A 21,553-nucleotide genomic window follows, 5' to 3' on the forward strand; every position below is an offset into this window, starting at 1 on the left:
GCCAAGGACATTGCCGCCAGCGGCAAGACCAGCTTGCCTGAAGTGCTGCGCGCCATCGCCGCCAACAGCGGCAACAGCTTTAACGAGCAGTTCACCGGCAGCTTCTCCGCCGGCACGGCGGGCCTGTCTTTGCGCGGCCTGGGTCAACAAAACACCTTGGTGCTGGTGAACGGCCGGCGCGTGGCGCCCTATGCCACCGCGCAAAACATGCAAGAGGTCTTCTCGGACTTGAACAGCTTGCCGCTGGCAGCGGTGCGCCGCATCGAGGTCTTGAAGGACGGCGCATCGGCGCTCTACGGTTCGGACGCCATCGCCGGTGTCGTCAACATCTTGCTGTACGAGGACTTCCAGGGCACGGAAGTGCGCGCCGGCCTGGGCAGTTCTACCGAGGGCACGGGGCAGCGCGAGCGCAGCCTGGAGTTGCGTCATGGCTTTGGCGATTTGCAGGCCGACCGGTTCAACCTGAGCCTGAGCTTTGATGCACTCAAGCGTGACCGTCTGGACCAAAGCCAGGTCAGCTGGCTGCGCGACAGCGACTTCCGCAGCGAAGGTGGCGGCACCCTGGCCTGGGTGGCCACCAATTACCTGGGCAGCGACCCGACCAACAAGCTGGGCGGCGAACAAGGCCCGCTCAAGCTCGTCAATTACGGCGACATCAGCCCCGGCAAGACCGGCACCGTGTTGGCCTACAACCCGGCGCAGTTCAAAACGCTGATTCCCGGCGTGGAGCGCTATCACGCCTCGGCGCGAGGCACTTTGCGCATCAACGAGAACTTGGATGCCTATGCCGAGGTCTTGCTCGGCAAGTCTCGGGCCGAGTTGATCTTCTCTGCACCGCTGTCGGTCTCCAGCAGCTTGCGCGCCTGGAACAACAAGACGCAGTCGCTCGACACGATTTCGGTGGCCCTGCCCAAAGATCGCCCCAACGCCCCCAGCAGCGGCTCCAATGTCTTGACCGCGACCTTGTTCGACCTGGGCCCGCGCATGAAGCAAGACTCGGTGCAGTTCCAGCGTCTGTTGGTCGGCGTGCGCGGCACGGCCGGTGAGTGGGACTGGGATGCCTCCTTGCTGCAGTCCAGCAGCCGCATGCGCGAGACGGCGCAGAACTTCGGCAACCGCTTTGAGTTCGAGCGGGCGCTCAAGTCGGGCAGCTACAACTTTGCCGACCAGAGCAAGAACAGCGAGGCACAGCGCGAGGCCTTGCGCCTGTCCACGCTGCGTCCGGCCGAGACCGAGCTGTACTCGTTTGACGCCAATGCCTCGACCGAGTTGTTCCAACTGCCCGCCGGGGCTCTGGGCTTCGCAGCCGGCCTGCAATTGCGCCATGAACGTATGGATTCGCGCACCTCAGACGCGGTGCTGACGGGCACCGAGCTGCGCCCGGCCATCAACATCATTCAGGGATCGCGTCGCGTCAGCGCGGGCTATGCGGAGTTCAACGCCCCCTTGCTGAAGACCTTGACCTTGAATGTGGCGGGCCGCCTCGACCACTACAGCGACTTTGGCGCCGCCTTCTCGCCCAAGGCCAGCCTGCGTTACCAGCCGACTGCCTGGCTGGTGCTGCGCGGCAATGCATCGAAGGGGTTCCGCGCGCCTTCTTTGCCTGAGAACACGCAGAGCACCGGGGTTAGCTATGGCTCGGTGGTGGATCCACGCGATCCGATTTCGCCCACCGTGGCGCGAGGTGTGACCAATCTGACTTCTGCCAACCCCTCGCTGAAGCCCGAGCGTTCGCGCAACTTGAACTTTGGCATCGTGGTCTCGCCGGATGCGCAGACCAGCTTTGGTATCGACTATTTCAATATCAAGCAAAGCGATTTGATTGACACCGAGACCGCCAAGTACATCGTCGACAACGAGAAGAACCTGCCCGGCCGCATCGTGCGCGATGAGCAAGGGCGCATCGTCTCCATCACCCGGCAGTTCAAGAATCAGGGCGAGCGCACCGTCTCTGGCTTCGACATCGAAGCTAGCCGCAGCTTTGCGCTGGGGCAATTGGGCCAGCTCAAGCTCAAGGCGGGCTTGAGCCTCCTGCTGCAATTCAAGGCCGCGCCCAGCGTGGGTGAGGCCCCGATCAACGGCGCCGGCAGCAATGAGTTTGGCTCCTTGCCAGCCTGGCGCAGTGTGGCCAGCGCGAACTGGGCCGTGGGCGACTGGAACAGCACGCTGACCTGGAACCATGTGGGCGGCTACACCCAGACCTATCGCCCCTCGGAGGCCTTTGCGGAGTCGGTCAAGAGCATCAACACGCTGGACTTGAATGTGGACTGGCAGATCTCGCCGCGCTTTGTGGCCACCGCCACACTGCAAAACCTCAGCAACAGCCGCTTGCCTTGGGATGCGTCCACCGGCACTTTTGACGGCAGCCAAGGTGATCCGCGTGGTCGCTTCCTGGGCCTGAAGGCGCAGTACAAGTTCTGAACGGCCTCAAGTGCTGAGTGAATGAAAAAGGGCGTGTCCGCGATTGGCGGCACGCCCTTTTTCCCTTTGGGATGGCGAGAGGCTCTACGTTTACTTCGCGTCCAACTCGCGATGGCGCTTGAGGACTTGGCCATGGTGGCTGAAGCGCTCGGTCAAGGTTTCGACCAGATAGACCGAGCGATGCTGGCCGCCGGTGCAGCCGATGGCCACCGTCAGATAACTGCGCTGATCGGCGGCAAAAGAGGGCAGCCAGCGGCTCAAAAAGTCGCCGATCTGCGTCAGCATCACGTCCACTTCGGGCTGGGCCTTCAGGTAGTCGGCCACCGGTGCGTCTCGGCCGGTCAGGGGGCGCAGCTCGCGGTCGTAATAAGGGTTAGGCAGCACCCGCACATCGAAGACGAAGTCGGCGTCGCTGGGTACGCCGTGCTTGAAGGCAAAAGACTCGAACACCAGCGTCAAGGAATCACCCTTGACGACGACCAGGTCTCGCACCCAAGCGCGCAACTGGGCGGGGCGCAGCTGGCTGGTGTCCAGCACCGTGGACTCCACTCGCAGGGCGGCCAGAATCTCTCGCTCCAGCGCGATGGCGTCCAGTAGCGCGCGGTGGGCGTCGTCGTTGCTGCCCGTGCTCCCGGTACTCCCGCTCACTTGCGCAAAGGAGTCTTGGCGCAGAGGGTGGGGGCGGCGCGTCTCGGAAAAACGCCGCATCAAGGCATCGGTATTGGCGTCCAAGAAGATCGAACGAATCGACACGCCTTCGGCGCGCAACTGCTTGATCAGCGGCAGCAAGAGCGGCAGTGAACCAGCGCTGCGCACATCTACTGCAATCGCAACGCGGCGCTCGCCGCGTTGCTGCTCCAGGCGCAAAAAGTCCAGCAGCAAATCAGCCGGCAGGTTGTCCACGCAAAAGAAGCCTGCGTCTTCGAGGGCGTGCATGGCCACCGATTTGCCGCCACCGGACATGCCGGTCACCAGCACCACGCGGCTTTCTGTGGCTTCCAAGGGGTTTGCGTTCTGCGGCGCCGGAGACGGCTGGACCGCCGTTTCGTTCGTCATGATTTGGCCTTTTTCGCCCGGGCATTGGCGCCCGAGGATGTGGATGAGTTCGGGGGAGAAGAAGAGGAGGAAGAGGAGAGGTCGAGCATTTCCTGCGCGTGCGCCAGACTGGTCGACGAGAGGCGTTCGCCGCCCAACATGCGCGCGATTTCAGCCACGCGGGCTTCGCCTTGGACGGGCTGAACATCGCTGAAGGTTTGGCCGTCGCGGGCTGCCTTGGCGACCAGCAAATGATGGTCGGCGCAGGCCGCGACTTGGGGCAGGTGAGTGACAGCCAGAACCTGCCGTTCGCGGCCTAACTGCTTCATCAAGCGGCCCACGGTTTCCGCCACGGCACCGCCCACGCCGGAGTCAATCTCATCAAAGATCAAGGTGCCCACGCTGCTGGCTTCACCGGCTTGGGCTTGCTGGCAGGTGGTGACCGCAATGGCCAAGGCGATGCGCGACAACTCGCCACCCGAGGCCACCTTGGCCAGGGGGCGCGGTGTGCTGCCGGCGTGCCCCGCCACCAAGAATTCAGCCGTTTCCAGGCCGAAGCTCTGTGGTTGCTCTTGAGCTTGCAGGGCAATCTCGAACTGGCCGCCCGCCATGCCTAGTTGTTGCATGGCCTGGGTGACTGCAGCCGCCAGCTTGGGCGCAGCTGCGGCTCGCGCCGCACTGATGCGCTTGGCTTCTTTGTCGAAGGCGATGCGGGCCGTGCTCAAAGCCTTGTTCAATCCGTCCAAATCGCTGGCGGCGTCTAACTGTTGCAGCTCGGCTTGCCATTGCGCCAACAGTGCGGGCAGTTCGGCTGGCGGGCGGCGGTAGCGGCGCGCGAGGCCCAGCCATGCGGACATGCGCTCGTCCAGCTCTTGCAGTCGGGCCGGTTCCAGTTCGGTGCCATGCAAATAGGTGCTGAGCGCGTGCGCAGCATCTTGAATCTGCGTCTGTGCGCCGCGCAGTGCCTCAACCGCCGGGCTCAAGCGGGCGTCATAGTCAAGGACTTTTTCCAGCTGGGTGAGGGCACTGTCTGTTTGAGATTCAGCGCTTGGCTCGGCCTCGTTCAGCGCCTGCAAAGCGCTTTGCACGGCATCAAGCAAAGACTGGGCATTGGAGACGCGCTGATGCTCGGCATTGAGCTCTTCCCATTCGTCTTGACCGGGGCTCAGGCGCGCGACTTCGCCAATCTGCCAAGCGAGGCGTTCGCGTTCGCGCAAGAGTTCGGCTTGGCGGCTTTCGGCCGCAGCGAGCCGCTCACCGGCTTCTTTCCAGTCCCCGTATGCCAGGCTCAGCGCCTGAGTTTGCAGGCCGGCATAACTGTCCAACAGGGCGCGCACCGCCGCGGGGCGGGTCAGGCCTTGCCAAGCGTGTTGGCCATGAATGTCGATCAGGCTGTCGGCCAGTTCGCGCAACTGGGTGATGGTGGCGGGGCTGCCGTTGATCCAGGCGCGGCTCTTGCCTTGCGCATCGATCACGCGGCGCAGCAGCAGGCTGCCGCTTGCGTGGTCAAAGCCGGCTTCGTCGAGCCAGGCGCTCAGATGCACAGGTCTATCGAACTCGGCAGAGATTTCCGCCCGTGCCGCACCTTCGCGCACCACGCCGGCATCGCCGCGGCTGCCCAGGGCGAGTTGCAGGGCGTCGACCAGAATCGACTTACCGGCGCCGGTTTCGCCAGTCAGGACAGCAAAGCCGGGGCCAAAATCCAACTCCAACTCGGGCACGATGACGAAATCGCGCAGATTCATTCGCCGCAGCATCAGCTGACTCCCTCGTACCAGCGCAGCTTGCGGCGAAGGGTGGCGTAGTAGCTCCAGCCCTTGGGGTGCAAGAAGCAGACCTTGTGGGCCGAGCGGCGCACGGTGATGCGGTCGCCGTGCAGCAGGCTGGCCAGGCTTTGCATATCGAAATTGACGCTGGCGTCGCGCCCGGCCACGATTTCCATGCAGACCTCGCCGGTATCGGGCAAGACGATGGGGCGATTCGACAAGGTGTGTGAAGCGATGGGCACCAGCACCCAGCCGGCAATGCTCGGGTGCATGATGGGGCCGCCGGCCGACAAGGAATAGGCGGTAGAGCCCGTCGGCGAGGCCACGATGACGCCGTCAGCCCGCATATTGGCCACGAAATCGTCGCCCACATCGATGCGCAATTCGACCATGCTGGCGGTGGCGCCACGGCTCACCACCACATCGTTCAGCGCCAAGCCTTCAAAGATGCTCTCGCCATCGCGCCAGACGGCGCCTTCCAGCATGGGGCGTTGTTCCATTTCATAGTCGCCCGCCAGAATGGGTGCCAAGGCCTCGCTGTACTTCTCTATCGAAATATCGGTGATGAAGCCCAAACGCCCTTGGTTGATACCGACCAAGGGGACGCCAAAGCGAGCCATTTCGCGGGCAAAGCCCAGCATGGTGCCGTCGCCTCCCACCACGATGGCAAGGTCGCAGTTCGCACCGAGAGCCTCGTTCGACAAGGCATCGAAATTCGTAATCCCGGTGTTGAGCGCCGTTTCTCGCTCTAAAGAAACATCAAGCCCTTGCCTCGTAACAAATTCGGCAATTTCTTCGAGTAGAGGGCGTATGCCGCGGGCCTGATGCTTGCCCACAATTGCCACATGTTGGAAACGTTTGGCCATGGAGAAGAATTACACCACAGGCGTATGGCAGTCCGTTGAAGCTGCGGTGCATGTCCCGCGCGGGAACTTACAATACAAGCATGCTCGACGAGCGATCTAAATCCCTTCTGAAAACCCTGGTTGAACGCTATATCGCGGACGGCCAGCCTATTGGTTCCCGCACGCTGTCCAAAGCTTCTGGCTTGGAGCTCAGTCCGGCCACCATCCGCAATGTGATGGCCGACCTCGAGGAGTTGGGCTTGATTGCCAGTCCGCACACCAGTGCGGGACGCATCCCGACGGCACGCGGGTATCGGCTGTTTGTTGACACCATGTTGACCGCACAGCCCGGTTTGGTTGGCGCAGATGCCCGGCCGATTGAAACCCAGTTGCAGCCGGATCAGCCGCAAAGAGTGATCGCCAGTGCGGCACAACTCTTGTCCAACCTCTCCAGTTTTGTCGGCGTGGTCACGGCACCCCGAAAGCCCAGCGTCTTTCATCACATCGAGTTTTTGAGGCTCGGTGATCGGCGTGTGCTGGTCATCATGGTTTCGCCCGACGGTGATGTGCAAAATCGTGTCATCTTCACCGCCCAGGATTTGACTCAGGCCGAGTTGGCCGAGGCCAGCAATCGGCTCAATGCCCATTACGCAGGACTGAGCCTGGAGGCGGTACGAGAGCGCCTCAAGTCCGAGGTGGACGTCTTGCGAGGGGAAATCGCCAGTCTGATGAATGCCGCGGTGCAAGCCGGCACCGAAGCCATGGTGGATGAGCAGGAGCGGGTGGTCATCTCCGGGGAGCGCAACTTGCTCACCGTACAGGATTTCAGCAACGACATGGGGAGCCTGCGGCGCTTGTTCGATATGTTCGAGCAAAAGACGCAGTTGATGCGTTTGCTGGATGTGTCGAGCCGGGCAGAGGGCGTGCGCATCTACATCGGCGGTGAAAGCCAGGTGGTGCCTTTTGAAGAGCTCTCCATTGTCTCTGCACCCTATGAAGTCAATGGCCAGCTGGTTGGCACCTTGGGTGTGATTGGCCCCACTCGCATGGCCTATGACCGGATGATCCAGATCGTCGACATCACCGCCCGAATGATCAGCCAAGCGCTGTCTCAAAAGTAGGGCCTCGCAAGCCCTATACAATCGCGCGCTTCCGGTGCAAGGCCGGAATCGCAAGAAACCCTCCGGGGGCCGTTAGCTCAGTTGGTTAGAGCAGAGGACTCATAATCAAGCTGGCAGTGAGTTTATTTGACGTTATTTTGGTGAGCGTTGGCCGTGGCCAACATCGAGCCCGCAAGTGAATATGGCGAAGTAGCCACTAACAAGCGGTTTCTACTAAATGATGTCTAATAAGGTTATTGCTACGAATTTGCTACTGGAGGCAATTGAGGCGTGCCTGGCATGAAGTTGATGCATGTCTGGCGAGCAAGAAGTGTGTTTTGAATGGGCCGTTAGCTCAGTTGGTTAGAGCAGAGGACTCATCTTGATGGTGACCACGGGGAGTAATCTCCGTTGGAAAACCGGGTGAACTCAAGGAAACCTAAAGCGAAAGCAAAGGCAATCTTGAGCCAAGCCCGCCGAAGGCAGGTCGCAAGACCGGTAGGCGGGAAGGTGCAGAGACTAGGACATGAGGAGCCAATCCGATAAGTGTCCCCCGAGCGCCCGGCACCCCAACAGTTAGGCTGTGGGTGATGAAATAGTCCGAGGAGTGGGGAAACTCACGCAAACTTGAATCCTTTGGTCGCTGGTTCGAGCCCAGCACGGCCTACCATTCATACACGATAGACGCCGACCGCAATGCCTTCTAAGGGAACGACTCTTGAAGACCGGCTTGCTTACGATGCCGATAACCAGGCAACCTGGGCGCTTTATGCCCCCGGTGCAAACTGGCGCAACTCATCAGAGTACCCGCCTCTAAAGCCAATTGAGGATTTCAAGCGCGACGACTACCTGAGGCTAGCCTGGGAGTTGCTCCGGCGGATGCCTCGGTATAGGCGCCAACACTTAAACCTCGCCGCGCACGGTATACGCCCAAATCGCCACTTCGACGGAAGGCAGGGTGGGTATCACTTCTCCAGCGACTATCGAAACTCTGCGCATTGGAAGATCCCGGGCGCCTTTGAATTGCAGTTGGGCGGGCATGTTTGCAGCCCGAAAGCCGACAGCAATGACCAGACTTTCGCGGAGTACGTTGAGGCTCGTGAAAATGCCGACCAAGATTGGTTCGTGATGAGCCGCCGGCGATGGTTGATGGACCTGTGGGGGCTGACAGGCCTGCCGCGCCCCAATGAAGTGCTGGATGCGGACAGCATCTCTGACCTGTTTGCTGCGCCCGCATCATTCGTCACGCCAGTGGGCACTTTGCGGTCGACAGACCGCCCTCGAAGTGTCAAAACATATGTGAGGCAGAACGAAGTGCTTGTTCGACTCCGTCTTGATGCCCCCTTTGAGCTTCAGCGCGCCGCTATTCAGGCAGCCTTCGAGCAGGCTCAGGCAGTTTCGCTTCAACGCGCGGATGATCCCTTACAGCCGCTCGCAAGGACTGGCGCAAAGCTGCCTGGAAAGACAAAAGTTGAGTTTGCAGCTGACGGCAAACGCAATGCCAGACTAGAGGCCAGCTTGGGCAAGTCCTTGCTAAAGCAACTGGACCTCTGTCCATTTTGGCTGCGCACTTGGGATGCCGTTCAGGAGAAACGAGAAGAAGACCGGAACTCTGGCAAAGGCAGCGCTGGATCTTGTGCCGCAGCTCCGAGGATTGATCGTCGTGAGCTGCTTGGAGTTTTCATTCGAGATGTAGATCATGGTGCGCCGCTGTCTAATGCTCCGAGGAAGTTAGCTAGACCCAAGAAATCAGCTGACGCCAAGTCAGTGGGGCCATCCTTTGCCGAGGTTGTTCATGGTGCGTTGTACGGTATCAAGAGCGAGGCTGGAGTAGCGTCTCCCCCAAACTGGCGTGACCGAAGTCTGAAGTACATAGAGGGATCCGACGAAGCCTATCGTCGAATCATCGCGACTGCTTTCCGCAATTAGTGCGGAGAGCCAAGTTCCCGCGATGGGCCGATCGGTCAGTACGCAAGTTTGTCGAGTTCGCCGTCGTCTAGCCCAGTTTTCCCCGCTGGCGCCGAAGGTGCTGGGCAGACTAGTCGCTGCGCTTGCTTGACCTCGAACTCACTGGCTGCCATGCCCGGGGCCCAGTAGCGGCCGATCTCTGGCAGCCAGGTCGGGATCGGCACGATGTTTGAAGGCACCAGCAAATCGGCGAGGTCAATCTTGGGCAGCTTCTCCGGGCGTCGATGAGCGCTCATGTCGATGCCCACCTTTCCCTTCACGGCCTTGATGTACTTCCAGACTGTTGTGCGGCTTGCGAAGGTAGCCAAAGGGTGCCCTTCAAGCCACAGCACGTAAGCCTGCAACTCCCTTTTTGTGAGCATGTGCAGTTCATCTTCCGTGAGCAAGGGTTGAATCGAATTTGCGAAGTTGAACTTAGCCAAGCACTCGAAGAACAGCGTGGTCACGTCAACGCCTTGCCAATCCCGGACCTTGCTGCGATTCAGCTGTTTCAAGGCCTTTCGGAATAACTTGATCTCGAAGCGCATAGCCCCGCGCATCAAGTTGACGATTTTGTCCTGATACGGGCCTGGCACCTTCCACTTCAACAGAAGTTCTGGGGCTTTGTCGTACATGCTGGCCGCCCTGTATTCTGAGCGACGGTCGCCGTTGTAGCCTAGACCAATTGAAGTCTCATGGTCGCGGCGTTTGCCTTTCAGGTTGTTCTGGTCCACAGCGTCGACCAATGCAGTCTTTGCGCTCTCGGGAACAAATATGTTTGCAGTCAGGTGGATGTGGTTCAGTTCCACATTGCCTCCATGCCAGTGTCTGCGCTCAGCGTCCGTCGGCTGAAAGCCGAACTTGTCGACCTGACGCTCGAAGATGGCAGTCACGTAGTCTTGCAAGTTGCCGTGTCCCCATACGTTGTGGCCTTGAAGAATCTGCGGCGGGCAACAGTTGAACTCCAACCATGTGGCGAGTTCTTCGCGGCCTTCAATGTGGCGGGATCGCACAAAGACGTCTTCAGGGTTCTTCTTTCGCTGGGGCTTGAACGCGCTGGCACCAACAGCGACAGGCATATCTTGGTACATGGCGTAGAAGCGGGTTCCGACAGGAATGTGTGTCAGCGATCCTCCAACGTCGATCCGGTCAATATGAGCAGCCTGAACTGCGATGCGGTGAAGAGTGTTCTGGAACATGATTTCAAGGGCAAAGTTGTCCTGCAACTGTTCGACTTATCAAATTGCGAACAAATGTCGGCTCGTATAGCGTTTGGCGAAAAGTCAGGGAAAAACTGGCGGTGACTGCAGTCGACCTCACTCTGAGTGGCGCAGCTATTCCTAGTTGGGCTCAGCTTCTCTCTGGAGAGTTCGTCGCCGTTTCGCGGTGAGCGTCAAGTCCTTGCAGCCGCATGTGCGTGGAGCCCATGGAACTTGGCGATCTGTGTTTGCTGCACAGCAAGAGGCATTGCGACCAAGCCAATCCAGGCCACTGCACCACCACCCACTAGGGTGCGGAATCAGCAGTTCGATTCGAGTGCCCGCGTCGAACTTGGTTATGGCGATCTCATCGCTGCAGTCATCGCTTCGCACAGTCACGACGCAGGTCTTGCAAGTCGCCGTTGACATGGTCAATGGCGGATACCTGAACGCGGGACCGCGATGTGTTGTCCGGTCCCAAGACCGGTGAAGCGCGCGCAACACATCTACGGTTGCCATGATGGCCGCGACAGCGTTGGGTGCTGACGGTGGTTTGCAGAGAAGCCGCACTCGCATTTCTTCAATCTCGAAGCGTCCTGCATCGTCAGCAAGCTCATTGACCCAGAGAGCAAATTGAAACTGTGCATTGCCATGCATGTCGAACAGGGGTAATTGATTGGCCTCAGTGTGCGGAGCCTTTGCGCCTCGGTTCCTCACTGCTGACTTGATCCGCGTCGATTTAGGGTTAGTCATTTGGCGCCTCCGTTCCGAGTTACTTGGCTGTTGTTGGTGTTCCCACCATGTGTGCATTGATGAAAGCGTCTAGGTCGGCGCGCCTATATCGGACAACGCGCCCAAACTTCACGTAAGGCAGGTCGTAGCGCTTTGTGCATCGCCAAACAGCAAGGGTCTTCGGGTTCGTCAGGCCGAGGTAATCAGCTGCACCCGTCTCATTCAGCATGTGTGGAAGGTCGTTGGGCTTCGTCATCTTTGGTTCCTCTGCACTTAATCCAGAGGTCAATGTATTTATGCGGATAACGAAAACGCGCGTTTAACAAATATGTAAATCACGCGTTCTAGGGTACTTGGAGCCCATTTCCATGCGTGCTCTGCTGGCTCAGAGCACGCCATTGCGCGAAGTTTTTTAATTGCGGGCCTTGCGGCTGAACCCAGCTAGCATTTGCGAGCCGTGCCATGCAACCTCCAATCAATCTGCATGGCCGGCGTAGCGACGCCATGCAGCGTCTAGCAAGGCGTCGAGTCGAGCGGTTTCGCTCCAGCCTCACCCCGCTCCCCTAACTGGTTTTTCGCCTGGCCGCACTGGCCGGGTGAGCCGCTGCATTGCATCGCCACTTTTCAACCTAACTAGGAAAAATGAAATGGCAACCAAACCCAATGGCGCGCAGATTCCCCCTGGCGCATCCCCTTTCAAGCGCGTTGAGATGAAGGGCACCCATGACGATCTACTGGCCTGCGCGGCCATGCTCTGCGGCAAGTCCATAGAGGATGCCAAGAAGATGGCGGTGATGCTGGGGATGCCTGCCAACGGTCCGTTCTTCATGTCGGACGTTTTGTTTAGGCAGATACTTTTTAACCTCAGCAACCTCGCTGTGAGCGAATACAAAGACTTGACCTCAGTCGATGCATTGCCCGACGTTGCTGTGCTGTGCGTGGACTACGACAAGCACAGCGAGGCCTGCCGGCATGTGGTGTTCCACCATGTGCGAGCATCGGAAAAGACGCCTTCCTTCAGCTACGTGATTGATCCAGCCAACTGGCTGGACCCCAAGCACCACGTCACGACTGACCTGAGTCACCTGAACCTGAAGCCTGCTTGGTATTTGGAGATCACGCAGCGCGCAGGCATTACGCCTACCCGCAGCAGTAAGTAAGCAGAGCCGGACGCCCACTATGCACGCCAGAATGCAAGCGATCCGGCCAATGCGCAGCCTGTTGAACCAGTTGCCATGCCTTCCAGTCACCGATGAGCGTAAGGTGGACTACACGGCCGCAGACCCACATCTGCTGGTCGCCATCCGTGACGACGCGGAAATGACCATGCGGGTGATCCATGCCGGTCTCGCTGCCATCGGCAACCTCATGGCCCACTCTGCTGTATCCATCGAAGACGGGTCCATTGCTGCAGACTGTCTTGAGAGTCTTGGCTACCTGATGGCCGAACTCGGGGACATGGCGTCCGGATTCATGGCTATTGCCTCGCACTGCCGACTTGAGACAGAAGACACCCGGTCTGGATCGGCCTAACGGCCTTTGGAGGCCAATTTGGCGTTGATAGCCAATGTGTATCAACGAAGGAGCACGAACCATCATGCCAGTCAAGCTTTGCCGATGGGGCAATTCGCACGGAATCCGCCTGCCGGCCCATGTACTTGAGCGAACCGGACTTTGCGCCGGCGATTACCTCTTCATCCGTGTCACTGACAGCGGGGAGATCCACATTCGACCGGTGAAGGCACGGGACGTGCCGGCGGGGTTCTCCGTTATCGGAATGCAGGCTACACCGGGATCAGCCCGGCTCACTGATGACGTAGCAGAGGAGCAGTGGTGATCTGCCCTGCCTTCTCATTCTCAATAGTTGCCTAAGTCGCCATCACTCAGCCATGAGCACTACAAACACCCTGGGTGTTACCCTGCTTGGTTTGATGCAATCTAGCATGCCGACAAGAGTTGAAGCTTGCCAGCTCGGCAGCATCAGCAAGCATGCTCTGAACTTGATCCGCAAAGTTCAGCTGGGACAACACAGTCACTGCTTGGGTGACCACCTTAAGGTCAGCTGCGCTAGTGGGCCTTGTGGCGCCGAAAAATGCATGGCGGCCCGAATGCCTAAAATCTAGCCAATCTACAAATGAGCTTGCAATGACCGAAGTACTAGACCTGTCCGCAACAGAGCAGGCATCAACACCGACGCGTAAGAAGCGGGCCAGCAAGTCCACGGCAGAAGTGCCGCGGGAGCCACTTGTGCCAATTGCACCCTTCCAGCCGTCTGGTGTCCTTGTCAGCGGGGCCAAGCCGTTTTTCGTGTCTTCACATGGGGCATTGTTTGATGGCGACTGCTTGGCTTTCCTACCGCAAGTGCTGTCCGAGTCAATCGATACCGTTTTCGCAGACCCTCCGTTCAATCTCGACAAAAAGTACGGGGCGAAGTCGAAAGACAACCTATCCGAACAGCAGTACGTCGCGTGGAGCAAAGCATGGTTAGACGAGTGCATCCGGGTACTGAAACCGGGTGGTTCACTATTCCTGTACAACCTGCCGCGCTGGAATATCGTCTTAGGTGCGTACTTGATGGAGAAGGGATTGACCTTTCGTCATGACATAACTGTCGACGTGAAATCAACGATGCCCATTGTAGGAAGGCTGTACCCTAGCCACTATTCGCTGCTCTACTTCTCCAAGGGTAAGCCCAAGACCTTTAGAAAAGTCCGCACGCCGATTGAGGTATGCCGACACTGTGGCGGAGACGTGAAGGACTACGGCGGCCACCGACACGCAATGAACCCGCTTGGGGTGAATCTACGCGATGTATGGGCAGATATTCCGCCAGTGCGTCACTGGAAATTCAAGTCCAAGGACAGGCCGGCAAACGCACTCTCAACTAAGCTGCTCGACCGAGTGGTTGAAATCAGTACCGTAGAGGGAGAAGTCGTGCTCGACCCTTTCGGCGGATCAGGCACCACGTTTGCAGTGTGCGAGAAGAAAAACCGCTACTGGATCGGCGTTGAATTGGACTTTGCGCAGCAGATCAAGGAGCGCTTACTGGACGATGAAATTGCGCACCACAAGAACACTGACTATGTAGAGGGTTAGAGATCATTTAGCAGGGCTGTAAGCGCGCCTTCCGCCGCTCTGCCGTCCTTGCCCTTCGGTATCTTTGGAGAGTCCGAGCTTTCCGCGTCCTGTTCGATAACCACGAGCTCCAGGACCCCTTCTGCAATGTTCAGGTTCTCCCACAGCGGAGCATAAGGGCGAATTTCCTCAATGTTGCCTATGCGGTCTGTCAGGTACTGTGCCAGCTTCATGTTCGGTACGACCAGCACGCCAGCAATGCACTTCTTGACCACCAAGCCTAAGGCCATTTTGTTGATGGCGCGGTGAGATGAGCTAATGTTGCCTGTCTCCCATTCGACGACTACAAGGCCTTCAGAGAAGTGCTTTGCAGCATCAATATCTCCAGGCTTGGTGCCTTTTCCCTTCTTTCCGGCTGGGGCCGCCTTCGTCGCTACGTCCCATGGGTATTCGAGCGTCCACCCCTCGTCTTTAAGCACCTGCATAGGCTTGAGCTTGATTGGGACGACCCCGTTACCCTCGCCTGACTTCTTGCCGCTTTGTGGGTGAATGGTGAACGAGCCGGACCCTACAGGCCATTCCGCTTGCTTGATTGCCTCGTGGATGGTGTCGCGGATCGCTTTCCACTCGGCAGACTCAGCAAATTCCCCACGTTGCAGCAGGACGACTGTCTCCGCAATCTTCATCGATTTTTGCCCAAAGGCTTGATCTTACTTCGGCAGGACAACGTGTAAAGATTGCGGATCAGTGCTTCCACCATCTTCAGGATGAATGCAACGTATCATGAAAGATTCCCGATCGGCGTTCAGCTTAGTGCTGCGCAGATAGCACATGCACCAAGGAGATTCTGTGAAATCAATAGCCTTCTTTAATAATAAGGGTGGCGTCGGAAAAACGACCCTGGCTTGCAATCTTGTTTCCTACATGAATATGGAAATAGGAAAGCGAGTTTTGTTGGTTGATGCAGATCCGCAATGCAATGCAACGCAGGCAATTCTTTCTGAAGAAGAGTGTGAGCAAATCTATCTGGCAGAGAATCCAACATCAAAAACGCTGTACTCGTACTTGTCTCCGTTTGAAATGGGGGAACCGCAAATTCAACTCCCCGCGGAGCCGCTTCTCGGCACAAGAAACAGATTTGGAACTGATCTAATCCCTGGGCATCCAAGCATGTCTATTATTGAGGATAAGCTAAGTGACGCTTGGTCAGCTGTCCGCGGGCGTGATATTGGTGGGTACAGAATTACAAACTGGTGCAATCAGTTGCTGGACAGTCTTCAAGAGCGCTATGACTTGATTGTTTTTGATGTTGGCCCGTCATTGGGGGCGTTAAATCGTTCGATTATTCTTTCCTGTGACTACATCGTTACGCCGTTCGGGTGTGATATTTTTAGTCTACTTGGAATCAAGAATATATCCGAATGGATAAATAAGTGGGATGCTCAGTATATGAGCTCCGTTTCTGATGGGCTACAGGAAAATCCAAAAGCCTTTGAACGGTATAAGCTAATCAGTGACACATCGAATAAGCATCGATTCTTGGGTTACTCGGTTCAGCAATATGTGAGTCGGCAGTTTAAGGCGGGACCTCGGCCTGTTAAGTCGTACGACGAGATAATGAAGCAGATTCCTGGGACAGTTCAAGAAACGATGAGGGATCTTGTGGGGGGCGGGCTGGACTTGAATGATTTGGAACTCGGTCACATTCCGTATCTATATAGTCTAGTTCCTATGGCGCAAGCAGCCAAAGCCCCGATGCATGCCCTTGAGTACAGTGATGGGGTTATTGGCAATCAGTACGGCCAGGTGAAGGACTTCAAGAAACTCATGTCCGAAATCAGTCAAAAGCTGCTCTCGAACTTGGAGAAGGCATGATCAACTGGCCAAAATCGCTCATAACCGAGATTGCAAGGCGCCGGTGCATTCTTTTTCTGGGTGCAGGAGTGGCCGCTGCAGCTGTTAATCCCGCAGGAAAACGCCCTCAAGAATGGAGAGACTTTTTAAAAGAGGCCGTTGATCTTGTTCATGATCGCCCAACAAAGACTGACATTGGAGCACTGATTGATCAGAATAGATTGCTTCTTGCTCTTCAAGCAATCAATGACGAGGCTGACCCTGGTGACTACCATGCATTGCTGAATACAAATTTCAATGACGCAACCTTCGAACCTAGTGAGTTACATAAAGTAATTTTTGACATTGACTCTAGGCTAGTGATTACCACGAATTTTGACAAAATCTATGAGAAGCATTGCCTTACTGCTTCAACTGATGGATTTAAAGTAATCCCATACTACAGTGACTCTTTGGGTGATGAAATTCGATCTGATACTCGCTTGATAATTAAGGCGCATGGCAGTATTGACGAAATTTCACGCATGGTTTTTACCAAGGCCCAATATCAAGCCGCCAAAGAAAAGCATGCCTCGTTTTATGCAATCCTCAAAGCACTGCTGCTGACCAATACTTGTGTCTTTATAGGTTGCGGAATGGATGACCCAGACGTCCTTTTGCTTTTGGAAGAGGTTAGGGCGACAGTTAATCCTAATCGACCCCATTACGCGCTGTTGCGGGAGGGTTCGCATACCTCTTTCGTGAAAAAGGATTTGGCTTCTGCCTATAACGTTCGTAGTCTGGAGTACGGGCCAAATCATGCGGATCTTGTTACCGATCTTAAGGATTTGCAGGCACAAGTCGACTCGATTCGGGCAATTCGCTAAGCCAGGGCAGCTTTTTTTGGTAAGGCAATATTTACGTGGCGATGCGTCTTTAGTTGCCTCGTGACTTCAATATAGGTATTGCTCTCGAGGTTCCAATTGCTCGTTGCTGGCATTGGTTTGGTGTCGAAGTTCATAGAAGAGTTGCGCACTTATCTCTAGCGGCGGCAGCTAAAGTAATTCACTTCGCGACCTGCTTGGCCGGCCTCGATACACTGAAAGCGCCGCGCCTCACCAATGGCGCCGCTAGCTACCGATCCCATATAGAGCCACGACTGCGCAAGCGGCCGTGGCTCTTCGCGTTTTGGACGGTGCCAATGCCGCGCGGCTCAACCATCAAGGAGCCTTCCATGTGCACCGACCCCGCCCCCAAGACTTCCGAAGCAGCAGACTACTTGGCCACTACCAAGTTTGGACCGCCCCGTTTCGCCCTCGGCCAGATCGTCGCGACACGCGCTGTTGCCAGCTTCTTCAACCTACACGGTATCAACGCGATGGAGTACCTGCGCCTGCATGCCCGATGCCGGTACGGTGAAGTGTCTATTGGTGATGCAAGTGCCAATGACGAGGCTGTTCGCAACGGCGGGCGCGTCTTGTCCGCATACCCGATCAGCGGGCGCGTTGTATGGGTCATTACCGAAGCTGATCGTTCGTCGACGTGCTTGCTTTTCCCATCAGAGTATTGAAACGAGCAGCGTCAACAAGTGACCGCTTTCTTGCACCAGCCCCTGGCCTGTTGGAAACACGGCCAGCGGTGATTTCTAACGCCATCATCATGACGACACCACTTTCCAACAGCGGAGCATCGCGTGTGTTCGCATACGCGCGCGTCAGCACCGTTGAACAACTCACCGAGAACCAACGCGAGCAGATCGCAGCGGCCGGCTACAACATCAGGCCCAAGTTCTACATCGAGGAACAAATCTCAGGCTCCGTGCCTGCTGCGCAGCGGCCGGGATTTCAACGGCTGCTCGAACGCATGGACGAGGGCGACACCCTGGTCGTGACCAAGTTGGACCGCATCGGCCGCGATTCCATCGACGTGCAGCAGACGGTGCAGCGGTTCCAAGCCGAAGGCATCCGACTGATCGTTCTGCAACTCGGCAACCTCGACCTGACCTCATCAGCTGGATCGCTAATGGTCAAGATGCTGGCGGCCGTGGCCGACTTTGAGCGAGACCTGATCATCGAACGCACACAAGCCGGTCAGGCCCGTGCGCGCGCGGCCGGTACCCACATGGGTCGACCATCGAAGACCAACCCAAGCGAGCAGGCCGCGATCCGCGAGGCGTTGCAGGCCGGCGCAACCGTGACCAGCATGGCCAAGGCCTACAACGTCAGCAGGGCGACGATCATTGGCATACGCGCGCGCATCAAGTAAACACCAGTGCAAATCGGTAGCGTAGTAGCCCGCACATGCAAGAAGTTGGCTCGCATGCATCAAAGTGAAGCTTGAACTCGTTCGGCGAGGAATTGGACAGCGTCAGGATTCAGCCGAACGCCGTGATAGATGATTGACCGCCATGCGTTTGGTGACTCCCCATTTATTGCTTCAACATCTTCTAGGTACTGAAGCTTGTTGACTATTGAGATCGGCGATGGATCACTTCCAAGCAATGTGAGGGGGTTCGCGACGAGCTTGGCCCAGATTGGCGCAGCGTACTCCTCAAAGCCGGACGGAAGCAGAACGAAATCAACTTGCCATTGGACGATTTCCCGTTCATGGCCTTCGACATCAAAGGGTATCGGGGCAATTTCTGGGGCTCGCCAATCTGGGCGCAAGACAACCGACAGGACGCGTCTCAAAGCGAATCGGTCGAAATATGGATGCAAGGCGCGCACCCCGTCCATATGGCCTTTCACGTTATTGCCTCTTGCGCGGTTACAGCGATCACAGGCCGGCACAAGATTGCGTGAGAAGAAAGCAAACTCTGGGTAGTCAGCCTTGGGTAAATAGTGATCTAGTGTCCCAAGAGCATCGCGCCCACACATCGGGCAAGAACCGGTCAGCCCGACCCTAAGCGATTCAAGGTGCGGCTTCAGCGCCGCCGGCGGGCGTTCGTACAGCGAAGTCAAGTCGTCCTTGTGCGGAACAAAGGCAGGGTCTGCCTCAACAGTCCATGGATCTCCTCCGGCCAGCAGGTATGCGACGTAGCGGCTTGGCAGTGCTGGCCTGACGCTGGCAACAGCCTTGGCACTCGCAGACCTTGACTTGGCGAGTCTTTCCAAAGCCTCCAGATCTGGAGTCGTCGGCTCGGCGATCTTTCTCACGATTGAGCCCCATTGCGGCCATCGGCTCTCCGGCGAAGATACATCAGGGCTTCGGTGCTCAACTCGCCTGCATAGCGTTCGAGTACCCTGGAGAAATCCATATCTGCTGCATGTGACCTTGCGAGCAGTTGTTCATACAAGTGCTGAGGGAGGTCGTCGTGGAACACCTCATCGGAAATGGACGCGACATTTGCTCCGAGTGTCTGGAGCCTCGGATGGGAGACTCTGGCCCCTTCGCCAATGGCTGCCGCGTGGATGACATGGACTTGAGCGCTTTGAACTTCCCGAACAACGAAAGGTGAGTGCGTGGCGAGGATTGCAATTGATTTCGTGCCATCAAGAATCCGATTTAGAACACGCATAAACCTCGACACCAAGTTGGGGTGAAGAAAGTTCTCCGGTTCATCAATGATGAAGACGGACGCTTGTCCCGCATTGGCCAACGCAATAAGTGCGAAGTTCAAAAAGGTCTTCTGCCCAAGGCTGGGCGTGCGAGGTATCCCATCAGCCCCGAGAAACAGAAGTGGGCGGCTATGGTCAACACTTGCGATGGCCTCAAGCTGGCGTCCTTCACCGCCGCTCATCCAAGAGTTCAGGCGGACGAACCCTCGTTGCTTGTCGTCGACATAGTCTGCAGCGACCGATTCGATGACCGGAACATGCATCAACAGATCCGGGAACTCTTGGTCCATGACCTCTTTGAGGTACTTCAACAATGGCCCGTCGTCGTCGTGAGCGCGCCCGATGTCGATGAGGAGTTTTGTTTGACTTTGGCGTTTCGTGGATCGCCCCGCGCTGGCTGGGTCAAATGCAAACGCTCGAACGCTGGCTGCGCCGGCGCTATTGCGCCTGAGTCGAAAGAGTTTCACAGCATTTGAATGCGCAAAAGCGAGAACCTGGTTGACCTCCGGCCGTTGGATAAACTTGACTCCATCTCGATTGTCAATTGCGAAGCCCGCAGACAGTCGCGCAAGCGTGGACGTCTTTCCGCACCCATTCGGACCAATGAGCACCGCGATTCTTCCGCGAAGATCATTCTGTCGGTCGAATTCAAAGTCGAAGTTCAGATGGGGGCCGACACCTGAAAGCTCGACTTGAAGACGCATCCGAGCATCAAGCCCGCCAGTGGGGCGACCTGCTAGCACAAGAGCGCCTTGCCGATACGCGAAATGCCCCTCGCTGTTACGGGTCATCGCATGCGTAAACACGTCGCTGGTAAAGAAGTCCGGCCAATCGGGGACGTCTTCATCGTCAGCAGAAAGCAATGCAATATCGTGGAGGGCCGACAGAAGCTGTCGGGCGCGGTCGACCCCAAAGACTCTTCTTGCTAGGCTGTAGCTTTTCGCCTCGACCAACAACGAGGCGAATGGGCGTTGAAGACTGGCAATGGGTACGCCCTCTGGTGCATTGCTCAGGTTCTTCTTTACGTAGTCGGGAAGATCCTTTTCGTCTTTGAGCGCGACGAATGCTGCGATCCACTCGCGCTTACCGTCGCTACCTAGAAGCCCAACTTCAGCTCGAATCCTGTGACCAAAGTCGTTCCAGCTATCCTGAGTTGGAACGACGATGACATCCGCCGTTAGTGAGTCAGCAAGTTGCTTTTGTCGAAGTAGAAGAACTGAGAGCTGGGCATCTGTATCAGTTGGCATGAGGCATCGGCGCTGGGTTTGTTGGCGGCGAGGTGAGAACGAGTGCCTGCTACTGCCGCACCATTGACCCGCCTAGTCTTGCTGATCCATGCAAGAACAGCGATTTCGGCCATTATTGCCGGCCCGCCTGATTTGGGGTCCGGCAGCGCCCCCGATTCAAGGTTTGCGTAACTTGAGCTTTGGGCTCAATCACGCTATTAATCACCGTTAGGTCTTTGCGGGGAATTCGTTGTACTCCCTGCCGAGGAGTAGCCGCCCAGAGTTCTTCTTTCCAACGTTGACCATCTTGATCGGGCCTCCATGTTTGTCGAGCAGTTCTGTGCACTGCCTCGATCGAAATTTCTCTTCGACTTGGTCGACCTGCCCCCAACTGCCCCATATTGGAAATGCAAATCGCACGAATGAGCTGTTGACAGGGCGGGCTGCGGCCCCCAAGTGGGGCCATGAGGTGAGGAAGCTCAGTACCTACTTGGGTGATAGACCAGCTTGAAGCATTGCGCTTGTTGCCGATTCGATTGCATCCCTAACCGGACCGAGGCTGAGTCGAGCATAGACCTGCGTCGCCTGCGGGCTCTTATGGTTCAGCGCCTTACCAATGATTGGAAGGCTGGTTCCGCCTGAAGCCAGCCACGAGCCAAGCGTCCTGCGTAGATCATGCACGTGCAGATCGCGCAGGTCGTAGTGCTCGACGTGCAGGCCGAACTCCTTGGCTAGTTCCTCAAATCTCGCAATGCATTGGAGAGGTGTTGGCGCCGACCGAATTTTGACCACCCGCGCCGATTGAATTTTGACCAGG

General features: G+C 57.2%; 20 protein-coding genes. 11 read left to right on the top strand and 9 right to left on the bottom strand.

Features of this window, described 5'->3' with window-relative positions; translation table 11 throughout:
• The coding region (locus ACOVRJ_RS11765) for a TonB-dependent receptor (RefSeq protein WP_422044040.1) at positions 1-2,421 on the top strand (2,421 nt) is incomplete at its 5' end.
• A gap of 90 nt (positions 2,422-2,511) precedes the next feature.
• Here ACOVRJ_RS11765 and rapZ read toward each other — a convergent pair.
• Genes rapZ through ACOVRJ_RS11780 form a run of 3 tightly spaced genes read right to left on the bottom strand, consistent with a single transcriptional unit; the run spans position 2,512 to position 6,088 of the window.
• A complete protein-coding gene (rapZ, locus tag ACOVRJ_RS11770) occupies positions 2,512-3,477 on the bottom strand; it encodes an RNase adapter RapZ (RefSeq protein ID WP_422044041.1) in 966 nt (321 codons plus the stop codon).
• Complete coding sequence (recN, locus tag ACOVRJ_RS11775; RefSeq protein WP_422044042.1) at positions 3,474-5,213, bottom strand: DNA repair protein RecN; 1,740 nt, start codon at positions 5,211-5,213, stop codon at positions 3,474-3,476. Before recN ends, rapZ begins: the two co-directional genes overlap by 4 nt.
• Positions 5,213-6,088 (bottom strand): NAD kinase, encoded by an 876-nt coding sequence (locus tag ACOVRJ_RS11780; RefSeq protein WP_422044043.1) that lies wholly within the window; start codon positions 6,086-6,088, stop codon positions 5,213-5,215. Before ACOVRJ_RS11780 ends, recN begins: the two co-directional genes overlap by 1 nt.
• An 80-nt stretch (positions 6,089-6,168) precedes the next feature.
• Between ACOVRJ_RS11780 and hrcA the strand changes: the two genes are divergently transcribed.
• Positions 6,169-7,188 carry a heat-inducible transcriptional repressor HrcA gene (hrcA, locus tag ACOVRJ_RS11785; RefSeq protein ID WP_422044044.1) on the top strand — a complete coding sequence of 340 codons (1,020 nt, stop codon included), beginning with the start codon at positions 6,169-6,171 and terminating at the stop codon, positions 7,186-7,188.
• A 675-nt stretch (positions 7,189-7,863) separates the two neighbouring features.
• Positions 7,864-9,096, top strand: coding sequence for a hypothetical protein (locus ACOVRJ_RS11790; RefSeq protein WP_422044045.1), 1,233 nt, complete (start codon positions 7,864-7,866; stop codon positions 9,094-9,096).
• A gap of 35 nt (positions 9,097-9,131) precedes the next feature.
• Here the strand turns inward: ACOVRJ_RS11790 and ACOVRJ_RS11795 are convergent, their stop codons facing one another.
• Both ACOVRJ_RS11795 and ACOVRJ_RS11800 read right to left on the bottom strand, forming a co-directional pair.
• Positions 9,132-10,313, bottom strand: a complete 1,182-nt coding sequence (locus ACOVRJ_RS11795; protein ID WP_422044046.1) for a phage/plasmid replication protein, II/X family — start codon at positions 10,311-10,313, stop codon at positions 9,132-9,134.
• A gap of 772 nt (positions 10,314-11,085) precedes the next feature.
• Positions 11,086-11,301, bottom strand: coding sequence for a helix-turn-helix domain-containing protein (locus ACOVRJ_RS11800; RefSeq protein ID WP_422044047.1), 216 nt, complete (start codon positions 11,299-11,301; stop codon positions 11,086-11,088).
• Positions 11,302-11,692: 391 nt separating this feature from the next.
• Between ACOVRJ_RS11800 and ACOVRJ_RS11805 the strand changes: the two genes are divergently transcribed.
• From ACOVRJ_RS11805 to ACOVRJ_RS11820, 4 genes are all read left to right on the top strand, one after another.
• Complete coding sequence (locus ACOVRJ_RS11805) at positions 11,693-12,205, top strand: hypothetical protein (protein ID WP_422044048.1); 513 nt, start codon at positions 11,693-11,695, stop codon at positions 12,203-12,205.
• Between the two features lie 31 nt (positions 12,206-12,236).
• Entirely contained in the window at positions 12,237-12,578 is a 342-nt protein-coding gene (locus ACOVRJ_RS11810; protein ID WP_422044049.1) for a hypothetical protein, read from the top strand.
• 64 nt (positions 12,579-12,642) lie between these two features.
• Positions 12,643-12,882: an AbrB/MazE/SpoVT family DNA-binding domain-containing protein gene (locus ACOVRJ_RS11815; RefSeq protein WP_422044050.1), complete on the top strand. Its 240-nt coding sequence runs from the start codon at positions 12,643-12,645 to the stop codon at positions 12,880-12,882.
• A gap of 308 nt (positions 12,883-13,190) precedes the next feature.
• Positions 13,191-14,141: a DNA-methyltransferase gene (locus ACOVRJ_RS11820; protein ID WP_422044051.1), complete on the top strand. Its 951-nt coding sequence runs from the start codon at positions 13,191-13,193 to the stop codon at positions 14,139-14,141.
• Here the strand turns inward: ACOVRJ_RS11820 and ACOVRJ_RS11825 are convergent.
• The gene (locus tag ACOVRJ_RS11825) at positions 14,138-14,806 is read right to left on the bottom strand and encodes a hypothetical protein (protein WP_422044052.1); all 669 of its coding nucleotides are present in this window, start codon (positions 14,804-14,806) and stop codon (positions 14,138-14,140) included. The two genes, ACOVRJ_RS11820 and ACOVRJ_RS11825, sit on opposite strands and share 4 nt — an antisense overlap.
• Before the next feature lie 163 nt (positions 14,807-14,969).
• Between ACOVRJ_RS11825 and ACOVRJ_RS11830 the strand changes: the two genes are divergently transcribed.
• From ACOVRJ_RS11830 to ACOVRJ_RS11845, 4 genes are all read left to right on the top strand, one after another.
• A complete protein-coding gene (locus tag ACOVRJ_RS11830; protein WP_422044053.1) occupies positions 14,970-15,995 on the top strand; it encodes a ParA family protein in 1,026 nt (341 codons plus the stop codon).
• Positions 15,992-16,840 carry an SIR2 family NAD-dependent protein deacylase gene (locus ACOVRJ_RS11835; protein WP_422044054.1) on the top strand — a complete coding sequence of 283 codons (849 nt, stop codon included), beginning with the start codon at positions 15,992-15,994 and terminating at the stop codon, positions 16,838-16,840. The genes ACOVRJ_RS11830 and ACOVRJ_RS11835 overlap by 4 nt, the downstream gene beginning before the upstream one ends.
• A 347-nt stretch (positions 16,841-17,187) precedes the next feature.
• Complete coding sequence (locus tag ACOVRJ_RS11840) at positions 17,188-17,523, top strand: hypothetical protein (protein ID WP_422044055.1); 336 nt, start codon at positions 17,188-17,190, stop codon at positions 17,521-17,523.
• Positions 17,524-17,612: 89 nt separating this feature from the next.
• Positions 17,613-18,218, top strand: a complete 606-nt coding sequence (locus ACOVRJ_RS11845; RefSeq protein ID WP_422044056.1) for a recombinase family protein — start codon at positions 17,613-17,615, stop codon at positions 18,216-18,218.
• Between the two features lie 59 nt (positions 18,219-18,277).
• Here ACOVRJ_RS11845 and ACOVRJ_RS11850 read toward each other — a convergent pair whose 3' ends face one another.
• The 3 genes from ACOVRJ_RS11850 to ACOVRJ_RS11860 all read right to left on the bottom strand — a co-directional run.
• A complete protein-coding gene (locus ACOVRJ_RS11850; RefSeq protein WP_422044057.1) occupies positions 18,278-19,108 on the bottom strand; it encodes an HNH endonuclease in 831 nt (276 codons plus the stop codon).
• Positions 19,105-20,757, bottom strand: a complete 1,653-nt coding sequence (locus ACOVRJ_RS11855; RefSeq protein ID WP_422044058.1) for an AAA family ATPase — start codon at positions 20,755-20,757, stop codon at positions 19,105-19,107. Before ACOVRJ_RS11855 ends, ACOVRJ_RS11850 begins: the two co-directional genes overlap by 4 nt.
• Positions 20,758-21,222: 465 nt before the next feature.
• Positions 21,223-21,553, bottom strand: a 331-nt coding sequence (locus ACOVRJ_RS11860; RefSeq protein WP_422044059.1) for a tyrosine-type recombinase/integrase, incomplete at its 5' end; no start/stop codon positions are given.

It is taken from the genome of Roseateles sp. (assembly GCF_049240545.1).
Taxonomy (GTDB): domain Bacteria; phylum Pseudomonadota; class Gammaproteobacteria; order Burkholderiales; family Burkholderiaceae_C; genus Paucibacter_A.

Bases quoted from the DNA above. Each gene is read 5' to 3' on its own strand.
- rapZ (WP_422044041.1), bottom strand. From the start codon at position 3,477: ATGACGAACGAAACGGCGGTCCAGCCGTCTCCGGCGCCGCAGAACGCA.
- recN (WP_422044042.1), bottom strand. From the start codon at position 5,213: ATGCTGCGGCGAATGAATCTGCGCGATTTCGTCATCGTGCCCGAGTTG.
- ACOVRJ_RS11780 (WP_422044043.1), bottom strand. From the start codon at position 6,088: ATGGCCAAACGTTTCCAACATGTGGCAATTGTGGGCAAGCATCAGGCC.
- hrcA (WP_422044044.1), top strand. From the start codon at position 6,169: ATGCTCGACGAGCGATCTAAATCCCTTCTGAAAACCCTGGTTGAACGC.
- ACOVRJ_RS11790 (WP_422044045.1), top strand. From the start codon at position 7,864: ATGCCTTCTAAGGGAACGACTCTTGAAGACCGGCTTGCTTACGATGCC.
- ACOVRJ_RS11795 (WP_422044046.1), bottom strand. From the start codon at position 10,313: ATGTTCCAGAACACTCTTCACCGCATCGCAGTTCAGGCTGCTCATATT.
- ACOVRJ_RS11800 (WP_422044047.1), bottom strand. From the start codon at position 11,301: ATGACGAAGCCCAACGACCTTCCACACATGCTGAATGAGACGGGTGCA.
- ACOVRJ_RS11805 (WP_422044048.1), top strand. From the start codon at position 11,693: ATGGCAACCAAACCCAATGGCGCGCAGATTCCCCCTGGCGCATCCCCT.
- ACOVRJ_RS11810 (WP_422044049.1), top strand. From the start codon at position 12,237: ATGCAAGCGATCCGGCCAATGCGCAGCCTGTTGAACCAGTTGCCATGC.
- ACOVRJ_RS11815 (WP_422044050.1), top strand. From the start codon at position 12,643: ATGCCAGTCAAGCTTTGCCGATGGGGCAATTCGCACGGAATCCGCCTG.
- ACOVRJ_RS11820 (WP_422044051.1), top strand. From the start codon at position 13,191: ATGACCGAAGTACTAGACCTGTCCGCAACAGAGCAGGCATCAACACCG.
- ACOVRJ_RS11825 (WP_422044052.1), bottom strand. From the start codon at position 14,806: ATGAAGATTGCGGAGACAGTCGTCCTGCTGCAACGTGGGGAATTTGCT.
- ACOVRJ_RS11835 (WP_422044054.1), top strand. From the start codon at position 15,992: ATGATCAACTGGCCAAAATCGCTCATAACCGAGATTGCAAGGCGCCGG.
- ACOVRJ_RS11840 (WP_422044055.1), top strand. From the start codon at position 17,188: ATGTGCACCGACCCCGCCCCCAAGACTTCCGAAGCAGCAGACTACTTG.
- ACOVRJ_RS11845 (WP_422044056.1), top strand. From the start codon at position 17,613: ATGACGACACCACTTTCCAACAGCGGAGCATCGCGTGTGTTCGCATAC.
- ACOVRJ_RS11855 (WP_422044058.1), bottom strand. From the start codon at position 20,757: ATGCCAACTGATACAGATGCCCAGCTCTCAGTTCTTCTACTTCGACAA.